Annotated in this window: 5 protein-coding genes; 2 read left to right on the top strand and 3 right to left on the bottom strand. The window is 65.4% G+C overall.

Features of this window, described 5'->3' with window-relative positions:
• Positions 1-14 precede the first annotated feature (14 nt).
• On the bottom strand, positions 15-1,376 hold the full coding sequence (locus ABKS89_RS06565) for a TolC family outer membrane protein (RefSeq protein ID WP_045209747.1): 1,362 nt from the start codon (positions 1,374-1,376) through the stop codon (positions 15-17).
• A gap of 339 nt (positions 1,377-1,715) precedes the next feature.
• On the opposite strand from ABKS89_RS06565, the gene ABKS89_RS06560 reads away from it, so the two are divergent.
• On the top strand, positions 1,716-15,875 hold the full coding sequence (locus ABKS89_RS06560; protein ID WP_348587958.1) for a retention module-containing protein: 14,160 nt from the start codon (positions 1,716-1,718) through the stop codon (positions 15,873-15,875).
• A gap of 116 nt (positions 15,876-15,991) precedes the next feature.
• The gene (locus ABKS89_RS06555; protein ID WP_081517608.1) at positions 15,992-16,321 is read left to right on the top strand and encodes a tryptophan synthase subunit beta; all 330 of its coding nucleotides are present in this window, start codon (positions 15,992-15,994) and stop codon (positions 16,319-16,321) included.
• A 186-nt stretch (positions 16,322-16,507) separates the two neighbouring features.
• On the opposite strand, the gene lapD is transcribed toward ABKS89_RS06555, so the two are convergent.
• Both lapD and lapG read right to left on the bottom strand, forming a co-directional pair.
• The gene (lapD, locus tag ABKS89_RS06550; RefSeq protein WP_348587959.1) at positions 16,508-18,451 is read right to left on the bottom strand and encodes a cyclic di-GMP receptor LapD; all 1,944 of its coding nucleotides are present in this window, start codon (positions 18,449-18,451) and stop codon (positions 16,508-16,510) included.
• 60 nt (positions 18,452-18,511) lie between these two features.
• On the bottom strand, positions 18,512-19,159 hold the full coding sequence (gene lapG / locus ABKS89_RS06545) for a cysteine protease LapG (protein WP_348588177.1): 648 nt from the start codon (positions 19,157-19,159) through the stop codon (positions 18,512-18,514).
• Between the last annotated feature and the right edge of the window lie 173 nt (positions 19,160-19,332).

The following is a 19,332-nucleotide window of genomic DNA, read 5'->3' as shown; positions in this document are numbered from 1 at the left end:
CTCTCTCGGGCAGGTTAGTTGAGGCCGGGCAGCTGGACTTTCGGCTTGATGTCTTCGGACGCCACCGCGGCCATCGGCGCTACCACGCCCTGGCTCTTGAGCAATTCGCCCAGGGTGGCCTTGATGCGGTACTGGGTGAACAGCTCGGTGTACTTCAGGTCGACCAGGCGGCGCGAAGCGTTGAACAGTTCGTTCTCGCTGTCCAGCAGGTCGAGCAGGGTGCGCTCGCCGATGGTGAACTGCTTCTGGTAGGCCTCGCGCACACGGGTGCTGTAGTCCACGTACTGGCGGGCGATCGGCAGCTGGTCACGGGCGTTGTTCAGGGCGTTCCAGGACAATCCGAGTTCCTCGTTCAACTGGCGCAGGGCGTTGTTGCGGATATCCAGGGCCTGGTTCGCCTCATAGGACTTGGCTTCCAGCTCGGCCTTGTTGCTGCCACCGGCGAACAGGTTGTAGCGCATGCGCAGCATGGCCTGCCATTCGTTGTTGTGGCCTTCTTCTCCGTCGAGGTTGTTATCGGCACCTCGGGAAAGTTCTGCATCGAATCTCGGATAGAAGGTCGATTTCGCAGCGTCGTACTGCTTCTCGGCGGCGGCGACGTCGGATTCTGCGGAGCGCAGGATCGGGCTGTTCTCCACCAACTGGCGACGGGCGGCCTGCAGGTCTTCCGGCAGCTGGCCGACAAGACCAGTGGGCTCGCTCAGTTCCACCGGGTCGCTGCCCACCACGCTGTAGTAGTTGGTGCGGGCGTCGGCCAGGTTGGTCTTCTCGGTCATCAGGTTGTTCTGCGCCTGGGCCAGGCGGGCTTCGGCCTGGTCCTGGTCGGCAAGGCGGCCGACGCCACGGGAGCTGCGCAGGCTGATCTGGTCGTAGACGCGCTGGTGATTCTTCAGGTTGTCCTCGGCCAGGCGAACCATTTCCTGACGACGCAGCACGTCGGTGTAGACCTGGGCGACGTCCAGCGCGGTGCGCTCGGAGGTACCCAGCAGCGCGTAGGCACGGGAATTGACGTTGGCCTGCTGGCGGCCGACTTCGCTGGAAGTGGCGAAGCCGTCGAACACCATCTGGCGCAGGGCGAGGTTGGATTCGCCACGGTTCAGGGTGTCCCAGTGGTCGCCCTGGCCGCGAGTGGTGGTGTTGTCGGAGCCTTCACGGCCGTAACCGGCGGTCAGGTCGACGGACGGCAGGTAGCCGCCCTTCGCAGCGCGCAGTTGCTTGTCCGCAGCGAGACGCGAGTTCACCCCGGCCTGGATTTCCGGGTGGTACTCCAGGGCCTTCTGCATGGCCTGGTTGAGGGTGTCGGCCTGAACCGGCAGGGCAACGGGAATGACGAAAGCCAGGGCGAAGGGCACGGCTTGAGCGAATCGCATGCGCATGAGGAAAACATCCTTATCAGTGAGATAGCCGCAGCGATTCGATTGCCGCTAGGGAGCGTCAAAAGACCGGCGAATGGCTGCAAGGAAAGCTTCAAAAAGCGTGATGAATTTCACGCTAAATTTTTTTGGGCGGACCACCGATATCAAAGTGACATCGATTTGCCAATTGTTTAGGATGGCAATCGAATGGTCAATACATTGGCATATACGTAATTTCGATACGCTATAAGCCAAAGGATTGACGCCAAACTTTTTGCTCTTAAAGACAAAGGAATGCCTCCTGAGCCGACCTCACCTGCGGCCGGTCGGCAACCAGGCAAGCCTCACCAGGAGAAGTGCATGAGCAGCGTCGTCGCCGTCGTAAAAAGCATCATCGGCCAAGTGATTGCGGTATCCCCCGAAGGCGCCCAGCGCGTCCTGGTCGAAGGTGACCGCATCTACCAGGGCGAGCAGCTGCTCACCGGCGCTTCCGGCGCGGTGACGCTCGACGTCGGCAAGGGCAAGCTGGTCGACCTGGGCCGCGACAGCCAGTGGAGCAGCGCCGACCTGCCGCAGGCCGAGACGCACCACGCCGCCGCGCAGCCGGTCAATGCACCGAGCACCGAAGACCTGCAGAAAGCCATCGCCGCCGGTCTCGACCCGACCCAGGCGCTGGCGCCCACCGCAGCGGGCCCGACTGCCGCGCCTTCGGCCGCTGGCGGCAATGGTGGCGTTGGCGGCGGCCACAGCTTCGTGGTGCTGGATGCCACCGCCGGCCGCGTCGACCCGAATATCGGCTACACCACCTCCGGCCTGGACAACGGCGGCGCCGCGGCTGACGAGCGCCAGAACGAACTGCCGGCCAACCTCGCGCCGCAGTTCGAGGACGGCGGCAACGGCGTGCTGAACCTGACCACCGCCGAAGACACGCAGCTCACTGGCACCTTCTCCGCCCGCGACGCGAACGGCGACCTGATCTCCTACAGCGTCGGCCAGGCACCGGCCAACGGCCAGCTGGTGCTCAACCCCAATGGCACCTGGCAGTACAACCCCAACGGCGATTACAACGGCGCGGACAATTTCACCGTGATCGTCACCGACAGCCGTGGCGCGTCCAGCACCCTGGTCGTGAACGTCGGCATCACCCCGGTGAACGACGCTCCGGTGGCCACGGGCACCTATACCAGTGCCATCACTGACACCGCCGCCAACGACAGCTTCGCCGACATCAAGGGCCAACTGAGCGCCACCGACGTCGACGACACCAACCTGACCTGGAGCGGCAGCGCCAAGGGCGCCTACGGCGAGCTGACCGTCAACGCCGACGGCAGCTACACCTACGTGGTTGACGCCAACGCGGTGAACGCCCTGCCGCTGGGTCAGAACCCGAGCGAGAGCTTCACCGTCACCGTCACCGACCCGTCCGGCGCCACCGACACCCGCGTCATCACCATCAACGTCCAGGGCGCCAACGACACCCCGGTCGCCCAGGATGGCCAGGCCAGCGGCAACGAAGACAGCCTGATCGGCGGCCAACTGGTGGCCACCGACCGCGACACCGGCAGCACCGTCACCTTCACTACCAACGGCAATCCGCCGGCGGGCTTCACCCTGAAGCCGGACGGCAGCTGGACCTTCGATGGCAAGGACCCGGCCTACCAGCATCTGGCCGAGGGCGAGACCCAGGTCGTGCAGGTGCCCTACACCGTCACCGATGAGCACGGTGCGACCAGCACCGCGACCCTCACCGTGACCCTGACCGGCACCAACGACGCGCCGGTCGCCCTGCCGGGTGCAGCCACTACCGAAGAAAACAGCGTGCTGAACGGCCAGGTCCCGGCCGCCTCCGACGTGGACGGCACCGTCGTCAGCTACCAGCTGACCACCGACGTCGCCCAGGGCAAGGGCTCGCTGACCTTCAACCCGGATGGCAGCTACAGCTTCAACCCCGGCAAGGACTTCGACAGCCTAGCCCAGGGCGAGACCCGCGACGTGACCTTCACCTACCAGGCGAAGGACAACAACGGCGCGCTGAGCGACCCGCAGACCATCACCATCACCGTCACCGGCACCAACGACGCGCCGGTCGCCCTGCCGGGCGCGGCCACCACCGAGGAGAACACCGTTCTCAACGGCCAGGTGCCGGCCGCCTCCGACGTCGACGGCAGCGTCGCCGGCTACCAGCTGGCCACCAACGTCGGCCAGGGCAACGGCAGCCTGACCTTCAATCCGGACGGCAGCTACAGCTTCAACCCCGGCAAGGACTTCGACAGCCTGGCCCAGGGCGAGACCCGCGACGTGACCTTCACCTACCAGGCGAAGGACAACAATGGCGCCCTGAGCGACCCGCAGACCGTCACCATCACCGTCACCGGCACCAACGACGCAGCGGTCATCACCGGCCAGACCAGCGGCAGCGCCGATGAAACCAACGCCCCGGTCACCATCGACGGCAAGTTGAACATCAGCGACGTCGACAGCCCGGCCAGCTTCCAGGTCCAGACCGGCACTGCCGGCGACTACGGCAAGTTCAGCGTCGCCGCTGACGGCAGCTGGACCTACGTCACCAACGAGGCCTTCAACGCGCTGAAGGACGGCGAGCACCAGACCGAATCCTTCAACGTCCTGGCCGCCGATGGCACCAGCACCACCGTCACTGTGACCCTCATCGGCACCAACGACGCGCCGGTCGCCGTTGCCGGCACCGCCACCACCGAAGAGAACGCCGTTCTCAACGGCCAGGTTCCGGCAGCCTCCGACGTGGACGGCACCGTCGTCAGCTACCAGCTGACCACCGATGTCGCCCAGGGCAAGGGCTCGCTGACCTTCAATGCCAACGGCAGCTACAGCTTCAACCCGGGCACCGCGTTCGACCATCTGGCCGCCGGCGCCGAGGAGACCGTGACCTTCACCTACCAGGCGAAGGACAACAACGGCGCGCTGAGCGATCCGCAGACCGTCACCATCACAGTCACCGGCACCAACGACGCGCCGGTGGCCTATGCCGACAGCGCCACCACCGAAGAGAACACCGTCTTCAACGGCCAGGTGCCGGTCGCCTCCGACGTGGACGGCAGCATCGCCGGCTACCAACTGACCACCGGCGTGGGCGCCAACAACGGCACCCTGACCTTCAATGCCGACGGCAGCTACAGCTTCAACCCCGGCAAGGACTTCGACGGCCTGGCCGAAGGTGAATCCCGCGACATCACCTTCACCTACCAGGCGAAGGACGACAACGGTGCCCTGAGCGACCCGCAGACCATCACCATCACCGTCACCGGCAGCAATGATGCGCCGGTCGCCAGCGCCACCACCGGCGCGGTGAAGGAAGATGCGCAGATCAGCGGCCAGCTCGCCGCCACCGACGCCGACAACGGCGCCCAGCTCAGCTACGCCCTGGACAAGGCCGCCCCGGCCGGCTTCAGCGTCGACGCCAGCGGCAAGTGGACCTTCGATGCCAGCGGCAGCGAGTACCAGCACCTGAAGGCCGGCGCTACGCAGACCCTCAGCATCCCGTTCACCGTCACCGACGAGCACGGCGCCACCAGCTCCAGCAGCCTGACCATCACCATCACCGGCACCAACGATGCGCCGGTCGCCTACGCGGCGTCCGCCAAGGTCGGCGAAGACAAGTTCAGCTTCGGCAAACTGACCGCCAGCGACGTCGACGACGGCGCCAAGCTCAGCTTCAGCCTGAATGACAAGGCACCGGCCGGCTTCACCCTGTTCAAGGACGGCACCTGGGCCTTCAGCGGCCTCGACCCGGCCTACCAGAGCCTCGCCGCCGGCGAGACCAAGGTGCTGTCGATCGACTACACCGTCACCGACGAACACGGCGCCACCAGCACCAAAACCCTGACGCTGACCGTCACCGGCACCAACGACACGCCGATCGCCCTGCCCTCGCTGCTCAATGGCGTCAAGGAAGATGCGCAGATCAGCGGCGAGCTGAAGGCCATCGACGTCGACAACGGCGCGCAGCTCACCTACAGCCTGAACAAGACCGCTCCGGCGGGCCTGATCCTGAACAGCGACGGCAAGTGGAGCTTCGATGCGAGCGATGCCGCCTACCAGCACCTGAAGGCTGGCGCGACCCAGCTCGTCAGCGTGGGTTACACCGTCACCGACGAACACGGCGCGAGCACCCAGAGCGTGCTGGTGATCACCGTCACCGGCACCAACGATGCGCCCAAGGCCGACGCTGCGACTGCAGCCGCCCAGGAAGACGCCGTCAGCAAAGGCCAGCTCACCGCCACCGACGTGGACGACGGCGCCAGGCTGAGCTTCAGCGTTTCCGGCAACCCGCCGGCCGGCTTCACCCTGAAGACCGACGGCAGCTGGACCTTCGACGGCAAGAACCCGGCCTACCAGTCCCTCGCCGAAGGCGAGACCAAGGACATCCAGGTCAAGTACATCGTCACCGACGAACACGGCGCCACCGACACCCAGACCCTGACCATCACCGTCACCGGCAGCAACGACCCGGCCGTGATCGGCGGCGTGGCCAGCGTCGATGTCAACGAGACCAATGCGCCGGTCACCACCGGCGGCCTGCTGACCGTCAGCGATGTCGACGGCCCGGCCAGCTTCCAGGCGCAGAGCAACGTCGCCGGCAAGTACGGCACCTTCAGCCTGGGCACCGACGGCACCTGGACCTACACCGCCAAAGATGCCTACAACGAGCTCAAGCAGGACGAAAAACTGACCGACAGCTTCACCGTCAAGGCGACCGATGGCACCAGCGCCACGGTCACCGTGAACATCGTCGGCACCAACGATGCGCCGGTGGCATTCGGCGACACCAAGACCACTGGCGAGAATGCGGCCTTCACCAGCCAGGTTCCGCTGGCGACCGATATCGACGGCAGCGTCGTCGGCTACGAGCTGGCCACCGACGTCGGCCAGGGCCATGGCAGCCTGACCTTCAACGCCGACGGCAGCTACACCTTCGAGCCGGGCACCGACTTCGACCACCTGGCCGCCGGCGAAACCCAGGACGTCACCTTCACCTACCAGGCGAAGGACGACAACGGCGCGCTGAGCGACCCGCAGACCATCACCATCACCGTCACCGGCAGCAACGACGCCGCGGTCATCAGCGGCCAGACCTCGGTCAGCGTCAACGAGACCAACGCACCGATCAGCACCAGCGGCCAGCTGACCATCAGCGACGTCGACAGCCCGGAAACCTTCCAGGCCCAGACCAACGTCGCCGGCAAGTACGGCACCTTCAACCTGGGCGCCGACGGCCAGTGGACCTACACCGCCAAGTCCGCCTACAACGAACTGAAAGTCGGTGAGACCCTGGTCGACACCTTCGCCGTGAAAGCCGCGGATGGCACCGCCTCCAGCGTCACCGTGAACATCGTCGGTACCAACGATGCGCCGGTCGCCTACCCGGCCACCGCCAGCGCGGTCGAAGGCGGCATCAAGGACCCCGGCGTCGTGGCCGGCGCCACCGACGGCTCGTCCGTCACCCTGACCATCACCACCACCCAGCCGGGCGAGGCGGTCAGCTTCAACTGGAAGTTCAGCACCAACGACGAATCGGCCTTCAACGATTTCGCCTACGTGCAGGTCAACGGCCAGAAGGTGCAGCTGCTTTCCAGCGTGGCTCTGGTCGGCGACGGCGGCAGCTCGGGGCTGCAGACCTTCCAGCAGGTGTTCGACAAGCCGGGCACCTACACCATCGTCCTGGGCGTTTCCGATGCCGTCGACAAATCCGTCGACTCGACCCTCGTGCTGAGCAACCTGCCTTCGCAGGTGAGTGTCGGCAATGTGGTCGGCCAGGTCACCCACACCGGCAGCAACTGGACCCTGACCACCAGCGGCGCCAACAACACCACCCTGGCCAACCAGCTCAAGCCGGTCAGCGAGATCACCGGCAAGCTGCAGGCCACCGACGTCGACCACGACGCCCAGCTGACCTTCAGCACCGCGCAGAACACCGCCGGCTTCACCCTGAAGTCCGACGGCAGCTGGCTGTTCGACGCCAAGGACCCGGCCTACGACCACCTCGCCCAGGGCGAGACGCAGACGCTGGCGATCAACTACACCGTCACCGACGAACACGGCGCCACCGACACCAGCACCCTGACCCTCACCATCACCGGCACCAACGACGCACCGGTCGCCGCGGTGATGAAGGAAACCGTCTACGAAGACAGCAAGATCGGTGGCCAACTGGCCGGCAGCGATGTCGACCACAACGCCGTGCTGACCTTCGCCACCACCGGCAGCCTGCCGGCGGGCTTCAGCAGCGACAGCAGCGGCAAGTGGAGCTTCGACGCCGGCAACGCGGCATACCAGCACCTGGCCGTGGGCGCGACCCAGGAATTCACCGTCAACTACAGCGTCACCGACCAGTACGGTGCGAAGAGCACCAGCACCCTGACCATCACCGTCATCGGCACCAACGATGCGCCGCAGGCCAAGGCCGCCAGCGCATCGGTGAATGAAGACAAGATCAGCGGCGGCACGCTCACCGCCACTGATGTCGACGACGGCCACGCGCTGTACTTCAGCCTGAAGGACGCGGCGCCCAGCGGCTTCACCCTGAACGCCAATGGCACCTGGAGCTTCAACGGCAACCACGCCGACTACCAGAAGCTCGGCGCTGGTGAAACCCTCGAGCTGCAGATCAAGTTCATCGTCACCGACGACAAGGGCGCCACCGACGAGAACGTCCTGACCCTGACCGTGACCGGCAGCAACGATGCCGCGATCATCAGCGGGGCGAAGATCGTCAACGTCTACGAGACCGACGCGCCGATCACCACCACCGGCAAGCTGGACGTCAGCGACGTCGACGGCCCGGACACCTTCCAGGCCCAGACCAACGTCGCCGGCAAGTACGGCACCTTCAACCTGGGCACCGACGGCAACTGGACCTATGTCGCCAAGGACGCCTACAACGAGCTGAAGCCGGGCGAGACACTGACCGACACCTTCACCGTGAAGGCCGCCGACGGCACCAGCTCCAGCGTCACCGTGAGCATCCTCGGCACCAACGATGCGCCCACCGCCTACGATGACAGCGTCACCATCGACGAGAACGGCCGCGTCAACGGCAAGGTACCGGCCGCCACCGATCCGGACGGCCGGGTCTCCAGCTACCAGCTGGTCACCGACGTCGGCCAGGGCAACGGCTCGCTGAACTTCAATTCCAGCGGCACCTACCACTTCGAGCCCGGCAGCGACTTCGATCACCTGGCTGCCGGCGAGAGCCAGGTCGTCACCTTCACCTACCAGGCGAAGGACAACAACGGCGCGCTGAGCGAACCCAAGACCATCACCATCACCGTCAACGGCAGCAACGACGCCGCCGTCATCAGCGGCGTGAAGTCCAGCAGCGTCAACGAGACCGACGCGCCGGTCAGCACCAGCGGCAAGCTCAACGTCAGCGACGTCGACGGCCCGGAAACCTTCCAGGCGCAGAGCAACGTGGCCGGCAAGTACGGCACCTTCAACCTCGGCACCGACGGCAACTGGACCTACGTCGCCAAGGACGCCTACAACGAACTGAAGGTCGGCCAGTCCCTGACCGACACCTTCACCGTGAAGGCTGCCGACGGCACCAGCGCCACCGTGACCGTGAACATCGTCGGCACCAACGATGCACCGGTGGCCTTCGATGGCACCGCAACTACCGGGGAGAACACCGTCTACAGCGGCCAGGTTCCGACCGCCACCGATGTCGACGGCACCATCGCCAGCTACCAGCTCGCCACCAACGTCGCCGCCGGCAAGGGCACCCTGACCTTCAATGCCAACGGCAGCTACAGCTTCAACCCGGGTAGCGCCTTCGATCACCTGGCTGCGGGCCAGAGCGAAACCGTGTCCTTCACCTACCAGGCCAAGGACAACAACGGCGCGCTGAGCGATCCGCAGACCATCACCATCACGGTCAACGGCACCAACGACGCGCCAGTCGCCTACGCCGACAGCAAGACCACCGAAGAGAACACCGTTCTCAACGGCCAGGTTCCGACCGCCACCGACGTCGACGGCAGCGTTGCCGGCTACCAGCTGACCACCAGCGTGGCCGCTGGCAAAGGCACCCTGACTTTCAACAGCGACGGCAGCTACAGCTTCAATCCGGGTGCCGCATTCGATCACCTGGCCGCCGGCCAGAGCGAAGCCGTGACCTTCACCTACCAGGCGAAGGACAACAACGGTGCGCTGAGCGATCCGCAGACCATCACCATCACCGTCAACGGCACCAACGACGCGGCCGTGATCACCGGCCAGACCAGCGGCAGCGCCGATGAAACCAACGCCCCGGTCACCATCGACGGCAAGCTGGACATCAGCGACGTCGACGGCCCGGCCAGCTTCCAGGTCCAGACCGACACCGCCGGCACCTTCGGCAAGTTCAGCGTCGCCGCTGACGGCACCTGGAGCTACGTCACCAACGAGGCCTTCAACGAACTGAAGGACGGCGAGCATCAGACCGAGTCCTTCACCGTCCTGGCTGCCGACGGCACCAGCACCTCCGTCACCGTGACCCTCATCGGCACCAACGACGCGCCGGTTGCCTATGCCGACAGTAAGACCACCGAGGAGAACACCGTTCTCAACGGCCAGGTTCCGGCTGCAACCGACGTCGACGGCACCGTCGCCAGCTACCAGCTGACCACCAGCGTGGCCGCCGGCAAAGGCATCCTGACCTTCAACACCGACGGCAGCTACAGCTTCAATCCGGGTGCCGCCTTCGATCACCTGGCCGCCGGCCAGAGCGAAGCCGTGACCTTCACCTACCAGGCGAAGGACAACAACGGCGCGCTGAGCGATCCGAAGACCGTCACCATCACCGTCAACGGCAGCAACGACGCAGCCGTCATCGGCGGCCTGTCCACGGCCAACGTGTACGAGACCGACGCCCCGGTCACCACCAATGGCCAGCTGAGCATCAGTGACGTCGACAGCCCGGAAAGCTTCCAGGCACAGAGCAGCACCGGCCAGTACGGCACCTTCAACCTCGGCAGCGACGGCGCCTGGGTCTACACCGCCAAAGAAGCCTACAACGAGTTGAAGGACGGCCAGACCCTGACCGACACCTTCACCGTGAAGGCCTTCGACGGCACCAGCAGCACCGTCACCGTGAACATCGTCGGCACCAACGACAAGCCGGTGGCGTTTGCCGACACCGTCAGTACCGACGAAAACGCCGTGTTCAACGGGCAAGTCCCGGTCGCCACCGATATCGACGGCACCGTTGCCAGCTACCAGCTCACCACCAACGTGGCTGCTGGCAAAGGCACCCTGACCTTCAACACCGACGGCAGCTACAGCTTCAATCCGGGCGCTGCCTTCGATCACCTGGCCGCCGGCCAGAGCGAAGCCGTGACCTTCACCTACCAGGCGAAGGACAACAACGGCGCACTGAGCGATCCGAAGACCGTCACCATCACCGTCAACGGCAGCAACGACGCAGCCGTCATCGGCGGCCTGTCCACGGCCAACGTGTACGAGACCGACGCCCCGGTCACCACCAATGGCCAGCTGAGCATCAGTGACGTCGACAGCCCGGAAAGCTTCCAGGCACAGAGCAGCACCGGCCAGTACGGCACCTTCAACCTCGGCAGCGACGGCGCCTGGGTCTACACCGCCAAAGAGGCCTACAACGAGTTGAAGGACGGCCAGACCCTGACCGACACCTTCACCGTGAAGGCCTTCGACGGCACCAGCAGCACCGTCACCGTGAACATCGTCGGCACCAACGACAAGCCGGTGGCGTTTGCCGACACTGTCAGTACCGACGAAAACGCCGTGTTCAACGGGCAGGTCCCGGTCGCCACCGATATCGACGGCACCGTTGCCAGCTACCAGCTCGCCACCAGCGTGGCCGCCGGCAAAGGCACCTTGACCTTCAACACCGACGGCAGCTACAGCTTCAATCCGGGCACCGCCTTCGATCACCTCGCCGCCGGCCAGAGCGAAGCCGTGACCTTCACCTACCAGGCGAAGGACAACAACGGCGCGCTGAGCACCCCGCAGACAGTCACCATCACCGTCAACGGCAGCAACGACGCGGCGGTAATCACCGGCCAGAACAGCGGCAGCGCCGATGAAACCAACGCCCCGGTCACCATCGGCGGCAAGCTGAATGTCACCGATGTCGACGGCCCGGCCAGCTTCCAGGCGCAGACCAACACTGCCGGCACCAACGGCAAGTTCAGTATCGCCACCGATGGCACCTGGACCTACGTCGCCAACTCCGCCTTCAACGAACTGAAATCCGGCGAACACCTCGTCGAGACTTTCATCGTGAAAGCGGCCGACGGCACCAGCAGCAACGTGACCGTCACCATCAACGGCACCAACGATGCGCCGGTGGCCTACGCCGACACCCAGACCACCGGCGAGAACGCCGTGTTCCAGGGTCAGGTCCCGGTCGCCACTGACGTCGACGGCACCATCTCGAGCTACCAGCTGGCCACCGGTATCGGCGGCGGCAAGGGCTCGCTCACCTTCAACAGCGACGGCAGCTACACCTTCAACCCGGGTACCGCCTTCGACTACCTGGCGGCGGGCCAGACCCAGGACGTCACCTTCACCTACCAGGCGAAGGACAACAACGGCGCCCTGAGTGACCCGAAAAGCGTCACCATCACCCTCACCGGCACCAACGACGCCGCCGTGATCACCGGCCAGTCCAGCGGCAGCGCCGACGAAACCAACGCCCCTGTCACCATCGCCGGCAAGCTGATCGTCAACGATGTCGACAGCCCGGCGGTGTTCCAGGCGCAGACCAACACCGTCGGCACCAACGGCAAGTTCAGCATCGCCACCGATGGCAGCTGGACCTACGTGGCGAACTCCGCCTTCAACGAACTGAAGGCCGGCGAACACCTCGTCGAGACCTTCATCGTGAAAGCGGCCGACGGCACCAGCACCAACGTGACCGTCACCATCAACGGCACCAACGATGCACCGGTGGCCTACGCCGATACCCAGAGCACCGGCGAGAACGTCGTGCTCCAGAGCCAGGTCCCGGTCGCCACGGACGTCGACGGCACCATCGCCAGCTACCAGCTCGCCACCAGCGTGGCGGCCGGCAAAGGCACCCTGACCTTCAACGCCAATGGCAGCTACACCTTCAACCCGGGCACGGCCTTCGACCACCTGGCCGTCGGTCAAAGCGAAACCGTCACCTTTACCTACCAGGCGAAGGACAACAACGGCGCGCTGAGCGATCCGAAAACCATCACCATCACCGTCAACGGCGCCAACGACGCCCCGACCACCGCCGACCAGTCCAAGTCCACGGCTGAAGACACCGCCGTCTCCGGCAAGATCGTCGCCAGCGATGTCGACGGCGACACCCTGGGCTATGCCGTCAAAGCCGGCTTCACCCCGGCCCATGGCAGCGTCACCGTCGACGCCGCCACCGGCGACTACACCTACACCCCGGCGGCCAACTACAACGGCCCGGACAGCTTCACCGTCACCGTCAGCGATGGCAAAGGCGGCTTCGTCGACTCCGTGGTGAACATCAACGTCACCCCGGTGAACGATGCACCCGAGGCGAAGAACGACAGCAAATCCACCGGCGAAAACAGCTCGGTCAGCGGCCAGGTTCCGGTCGCCACCGATATAGACAGCGCCGTGGACGGCAATGGTTACGCGCTGGTCAGTGGCCCGAGCGCAGGCACCCTGACCTTCAATGCCAACGGCAGCTACGTGTACAACCCGGGCACCGCGTTCGACTCGCTCAATGTCGGCGAATCGCGCCAGGTGACCTTCACCTACACCGCCAAGGACGTCCAGGGCGCGGTCAGCGCTCCGGCCACCGTGACCATCACCATCAATGGCGAAAACGACGCCCCGACCGGTACCGACAAGACCGTCAGCCTGAACGAAGATGGCAGCCGCAACTTCAGCGCCGCCGACTTCGGCTTCTCCGACAAGGACAGCGGTGATGCGCTCAAGGCCATCCGCCTCGACAACCTGCCTACCGCCGGCAGCCTGACCCTCAATGGCCAGTCGGTAACCGCCGGCCAGGTCATCGCCGTCAGCCTGCTCGCCAGCCTGGTCTACACCCCGGCAGCCAATGCTGCAGCCAACGCCTACGCAGCCCTGAAGTTCTCGGTACAGGACAGCCACGACGGCTTCTCCAGCGCCTCCAACACCCTGACCTTCAACGTCATCCCGGTGAACGATGCGCCGCTGTCGGCGGACGCCTCGGCCAGCATCTACGCCGGCAAGACCTACACCTTCGGCACCAAGGACTTCGCCTTCAGCGACACCGCGGACTCCGCCAACGGCCAGAACCACAGTCTGCAGAACATCGTCATCAAGGCCCTGCCGGACTCGGGCAGCCTGTTGCTCAACGGTATCGCCGTGAAGGCTGGCCAGGCCATCAGCGTCAGTGACGTGTCCAGCGGCAAACTGACCTTCGTGCCGGACGCTTCAGGTTCCAACGCGCACTTCAGCTTCGCCGTGCAGGACAGCGGTGGCGTGGCCAACGGCGGCGTCGACACATCGCCGACCTACGGCTTCGACATCCACGTCGGCCAGGTGCAGATCCCCGGCACCACCCCCAACGGTGACAACACCCTCACCGGCGGCTCGGGGGACGACGTGATCCTCGGCGACGTAGGCGGCATGCTCACCACCACCCAGCCGGGGACCAACTACAACATCGCCCTGGTGGTCGATACCTCCGGCAGCATGGCCTACAACCTCGCCGGCAGCGGCGGTGCGGCCTACGCCGACTCGCGGATGAAGCTGATCAAGGATGCGCTGATCAACCTGGCCAACGAGCTCAAGGGCCATGATGGCGTGATCAACATCAGCCTGATCGGTTTCTCCGCCACTGCCAGCATCAAGGTCAGCATCGCCGACCTGAACAACGGCAACGTCGACCAGTTGATCAACGCCATCGGCAAGACCCAGAACACCGGCCTGCAGGCCGACGGCGGCACCAACTACCAGTCGGCCTTCGAGCAGGCGGTCAGCTGGTTCAACGGCCAGAAGAACGGCTACCAGAACCTCACGCTGTTCCTCACCGACGGTGACCCTACCTACTCGAAGAATTACGGCAGCGGTAACAGCACGACCTACGACGTCGTTCGCGAGTCGGTGCAGTCCTTCTCCACCCTCAGCGGCCTGAGCGACGTGCGGGCCATCGGTATCGGAAGCGGCGTGAACGCCGACCTGCTGAAGTTCTTCGACAACAGCAACATCACCGGGACCGGCTCGCTGAGCTTCGGCACGACCAGCAGCACCAGCACCCTGTATGACTTCAACAGCGGCGGCCTCTCTGGCTGGACGCTGGGTAGCAAGGGTACGGGTAACGGCTCGACCGTCGAGTTCCCCTGGTTCAGCAGCAATGGCTATCTGCACATGGTGGATACCAATGCGACCGGTTCGACAACCGCCATCAGCCCGAACATGACTGTTGCCACAGGCTCAACTTCCACCTTCAGCTTCGGCGTCAGCGAAAGCATGCGCAACGGTGACGACTTCGTCTGGAAGCTGGAAAAACTGGTGGGTGGCGTCTGGACACAGGCTGATACCGGAACGGTGAACTTCCAGACCGGTGACGCCACCATCACCACCAAGTCGGTGGACGGCGGCAGCTATCGCTTCGACTTCATCCTGACCGACAACACCAACCAGGGTACGGCAACCGTCGATATCGACAACATCAAGCAGATCACCTTGACGCCGACGCTGGTCAGTGGCCCGACCGGCCAGGTGGACATCGTCAAGCAGGCCAGCGACCTCACGGCCGCCCTGCACGGCGGCTCCAGCAGCTCCGAGCTGGCGCCCTCGGGCCACGACACCATCAACGGTGGCGCGGGTGACGACATCATCTTCGGTGACACCATCAATACCGACAACCTGCCCTGGGGCGTCAACGGCAACCCGGCCAAACCGGCCGACATGCCGGCGGGCTCGGGCGTCAGCGCGCTGTCGGCGTTCCTCGAACTGAAGAATGGCCATGCGGCGACCACCGAGGAGATGTACAGCTACATCAAGGCCAACCACGCGACCTTCAACGTCGATGGCGATACCCGTGGCGGCAACGACCACCTGTATGGCGGCGATGGCAACGACATCCTCTACGGCCAGGGCGGCAACGACTTCCTGTTCGGCGAGAATGGCAACGACATCCTCTTCGGCGGCACCGGCGACGATCAGCTCACCGGCGGCAAGGGCGACGACATCCTCACTGGCGGTGCGGGTGCCGACACCTTCATCTGGAAGGCCGGCGATATCGGCAACGACACCATCACCGACTTCAAGGCCGGTGAAGGCGACCGCATCGACATCAGCGACCTGTTGCCGGAGACCGCGCACAACGACATCCTCAGCTACCTGAAGGTGGACACCACGACCTCGACCCTGCAGGTGAGCACCACCGGGCAGATCAACAACGGCGGGGCCGCGGACGTCACCATCAAGCTGAGCGGGGTCGACCTCTCCACCTACGGCTCGACCTCCACCGAGATCGTCAACAAGCTGGTGGCGGGTTCCGACCCGGTGGTCAAGACTGAGCATCACTGATCCGCGGTTGCCGCCAGGCTTCCAGACGGTCAGGCTCTGACACGACGACAGCGGGGCCACCCTTCGGGGTGGCTGCGCTGTCGTTCCTTCACATCACATGAATTGGGGACGGGTCGATGCTGTATATCCAGCGCAACGCCGAGGGAAGAATCTCGCGCGTCGAGGACGCCGAGTTCGACGGGATGACCGGCACCCTGCCGGCAGACCACCCGGACATCCAGGCCTGGGCGGCCGAGAGCAGCCTGCTGCAGCTCAAGCAGAGCGACCTGGACATGATCCGGGTACTGGAGGACCTGATCTCGGTCCTGATCACCAAGGGGGTGATCCGCATCACCGACCTGCCGCCGGCGGCGCGCTCCAAGCTGCTCAACCGGACCCAGGCCCGTGAAGCGCTGGGCGGGCTGACCCGGCTGATCAACGACGACGAGGAAACGGGGCTGATCTGAGCCCCGTTTTTCTTTTCCGGCAAATGTTCCCCTGTAGGGCGCATAACCCGGAACGGGTTATCCGCCGATGCCACGAAGGCGGATAACGCTGGCGCGTTATCCGCCCTACGGCCCTGGAACCAAGGCACACGTCAGCCCTGCCGACGGGTCGCGGGCATGGCCCGCTCCTACAACCTTACAGGCGCATCACCACGGCGCCGGCCCACCAAACAGCTGTCCCTGCACGCCCTGGATACCCATCTCCTTCAGCACCCGGAACTCCCCCGCCGTCTCCACGCGCTCGGCGATCAGCGGCAGGTCGATGCTGTGCGCCGCGCGCTGCATCGCCTCGATGAACAGACGCTTGTCGTTCTCCTGGTCGATATGGCGGATGTGGCTGCCGTCGACCTTGAGGTACGCCAGCCCCAGCCGCGCGAGGTTGCCGATCATGCTGAAGCGCCCGCCGAAGTGCTGCAGGCTCAGGCGATAGCCCAGCTCGCCGAGGCGGCGGGTCAACGCTTCCAGCACCGGTTGCGCCGGCAGCTGGTCTTCTTCCAGCTCCAGGGTCAGGCGCCCGGCGAATTGCGGGTGCTGACGCAGCAGGTCGAACACGCGGGTGGTCGCCCATTCATCCCGCAGCAGCGCAGCGGACAGGTTCAGCGCCAGCGGGCGGTTGTGTTTGGCCATGTCGGCCAGGACGCTTTCGAGCATCAGCAGGTCCAGCCGTGCAGTCCAGCCGAAGCGGTCCAGCCAGGGCAGGAAGCGCCCGGCGGCAATGCTGCCGCCCTGCCCGTCCGGCAGGCGCGAGAGCACCTTGTAATGCAGCACCACCTGCGGATCGGCGCAGGACACCACCGCCTGGAAATGCAGCTGGAAGCGCTTGTGCATCAACGCTTCGTCCAGCAACTGGTGCCAGCTGTGGCGCTCCTCGGCGACCGGCTTGGCGCCGCCCTGGAGGAAGGCCCAGCAGCTGTCGTTCTGCCGCTCGGCCTGCACCAGCGCCTCGTCCGCGCGCTGCAACAGCGCCTGCGCCGACTCGCCGGAAACGAAGGGCACCAGCCCCTGGCAAGCCACCGGGCTCACATCGCTGGCTCCAGTGGTGGCCAGCGCGGCGAGCATGCCTTCCAGGCGCATCGCCAGGGCCGGCGCGTCCTCGGGCATCAGCCCCGGCGCCAGCATCACGAACTCGCCGCCACGGCTGCGCGCCAGGGTCAGGCCGGAGCCCAGGCCCTGCCCGGACAGACGCAGCTGGTCGGCCACCGCCTTGAGCAACTGGTCGACGCGCTGGCCGCCCAGGCGCTGGTTCAGCCCGGCGAGGTCGTTGACCCGCAGCACCAGCAGCACGCCGCTGCTGACCTGGTCCTCGGCACTCAGCCGATTGTTCAGCTGCATATCGAAGAAGCGCCGGTTGCCCAGCCCGGTCAGGCTGTCCTGGTAGGCCTCGTCGCGCAGGCGTTCGCTGCGCTGGGCTTGCTCCTGGAACAGCGCCTTGAGCTTCTCCACCATCTGGTTCATCGCCTGCACCACGCGGCGCAGCTCGGGGGTGCGCGGCAGTTCCGGCAGGCTGAGGAACTCGCGGCGGGCGATGGCGTGGGACTGCGCCACCATGTAGTCCAGCGGCCTGAGCTGGCGACGCAGCAGGATGGCGCCGAGCACGGCGCTGGCGATGCCGCACAGCACCAGCCAGAGCAGGCTGCCCAGGGTGCTCTGCCAGAGCTTGGCGATGGCGAACATCGGGTGGCTGAGCACCTCGACCCGCGCGGCCTGGGTCCAGCCGCGGCTGACGATGGCATCGCCGCCAGCCGAATGCAGGTCAATCAGCGAGATGAACCACTGCGGCACCTTGGCCGCCACCGCGTCGGGGACCCCGGTGCGCTCCACCATCACCTTGCCGGTGGCCAGGTCGATCACCCGGATGCTCTCGTAGTAGCCGCTGTCGAAGATCGAGCTAACCATCAACTCGACCATCGCCGGGTCGTCGATATTCGGCGTCAACGACAGGCCCAGCGCGGTGGCCGCGTCCTGGGCGTGGGAGCGCAGCTGGTTGCCGTACTGCTCGCGCGAGCTTTCCAGGCCGACCATGAAGCTGCCGCTGAAGGCGACCACCAGGAACAGGCAGATGGCGATCAACAACTGTTTGAACAGGGACATCGTGTCTCCAGGCTCCCCCCGCGGGAGCTATTCGTGTCGGTGCAGCTATTCGTTCCGCGGCTACTCATCCAGAGGGAAGCCTTCGGCCTTCATCTTCTTCAGCAGGTCCTGCCAGCGCGACAGGCGCTTGCTGTCGCCGACCTGCTTGCCGCCACCCGCGCCATTGCCGGCGAGCCACAGGCCCTCGCCGTTGAACGCGTAGACCGGCTGCAGGTCGCTGCGCTGGCTGGCCGGCAGGATGCTGCCGATCAGGTTGTCCAGCACCAGCGGCACGGCGTCGGGCCGTGGGTAATACGTGAGCACCATATGCGCCTGGTTCAGGCGCAGCGCCTTGACGTAGGTAATGCGCAGCTTCTGTGCCGGCACGCCCAGGTGTCGCAGGCTGATGTACTTGGCGATGGCGAAATCCTCGCAATCGCCGGCGCCCTTGAGCAAGGCCTCCACCGGCGTGGCCCAGTAGTCCACTTCGTGCCAGAGGCTCAGGTCATCGGTGAAGCGCAGCTGGTCATTGAAGAAGCGATTGACCGCTTGCAGCTGGTCACGCTCGCTCACCGTGGTCTGCTGCGCGAGCAGCTTCTGCCAGGCTTCGATGCGCACCTGGCCTTGGCCCAGCGGCCCATAGAGGCGCGCGGATTGCTGGCTGATCAGCTTGAAGTCCCACTCGGCCTGCTGCGCCCCCGCCAGGACGCCGAGCGAAGCCGCCAGCATCAGGGCCAACGGCCCCGGCCAGCAACGACGCAACACCCTGGAACAACGGTTGAGCACGATCGCGACTACTCGACTGCGAGCGCCGGCAACCAGCTGCGGGCGCAGGGGTCGCATGGTGCAGACTGGCCGCGAAAAAAACAATGGCACAATGCAATCATTGCATTGTGCCATCC

Source organism: Pseudomonas sp. LABIM340 (genome assembly GCF_040017195.2).
GTDB lineage: Bacteria > Pseudomonadota > Gammaproteobacteria > Pseudomonadales > Pseudomonadaceae > Pseudomonas.
The sequence above is the reverse complement of the archived record's forward strand: the minus strand, read 5'-3'. Positions and strand labels throughout refer to the sequence as shown.

Coding starts and splice junctions, on each gene's coding strand:
- ABKS89_RS06560 (WP_348587958.1), top strand. CDS start 1,716: ATGAGCAGCGTCGTCGCCGTCGTAAAAAGCATCATCGGCCAAGTGATT.
- ABKS89_RS06565 (WP_045209747.1), bottom strand. CDS start 1,376: ATGCGCATGCGATTCGCTCAAGCCGTGCCCTTCGCCCTGGCTTTCGTC.
- lapD (WP_348587959.1), bottom strand. CDS start 18,451: ATGTCCCTGTTCAAACAGTTGTTGATCGCCATCTGCCTGTTCCTGGTG.
- ABKS89_RS06555 (WP_081517608.1), top strand. CDS start 15,992: ATGCTGTATATCCAGCGCAACGCCGAGGGAAGAATCTCGCGCGTCGAG.
- lapG (WP_348588177.1), bottom strand. CDS start 19,159: ATGCTGGCGGCTTCGCTCGGCGTCCTGGCGGGGGCGCAGCAGGCCGAG.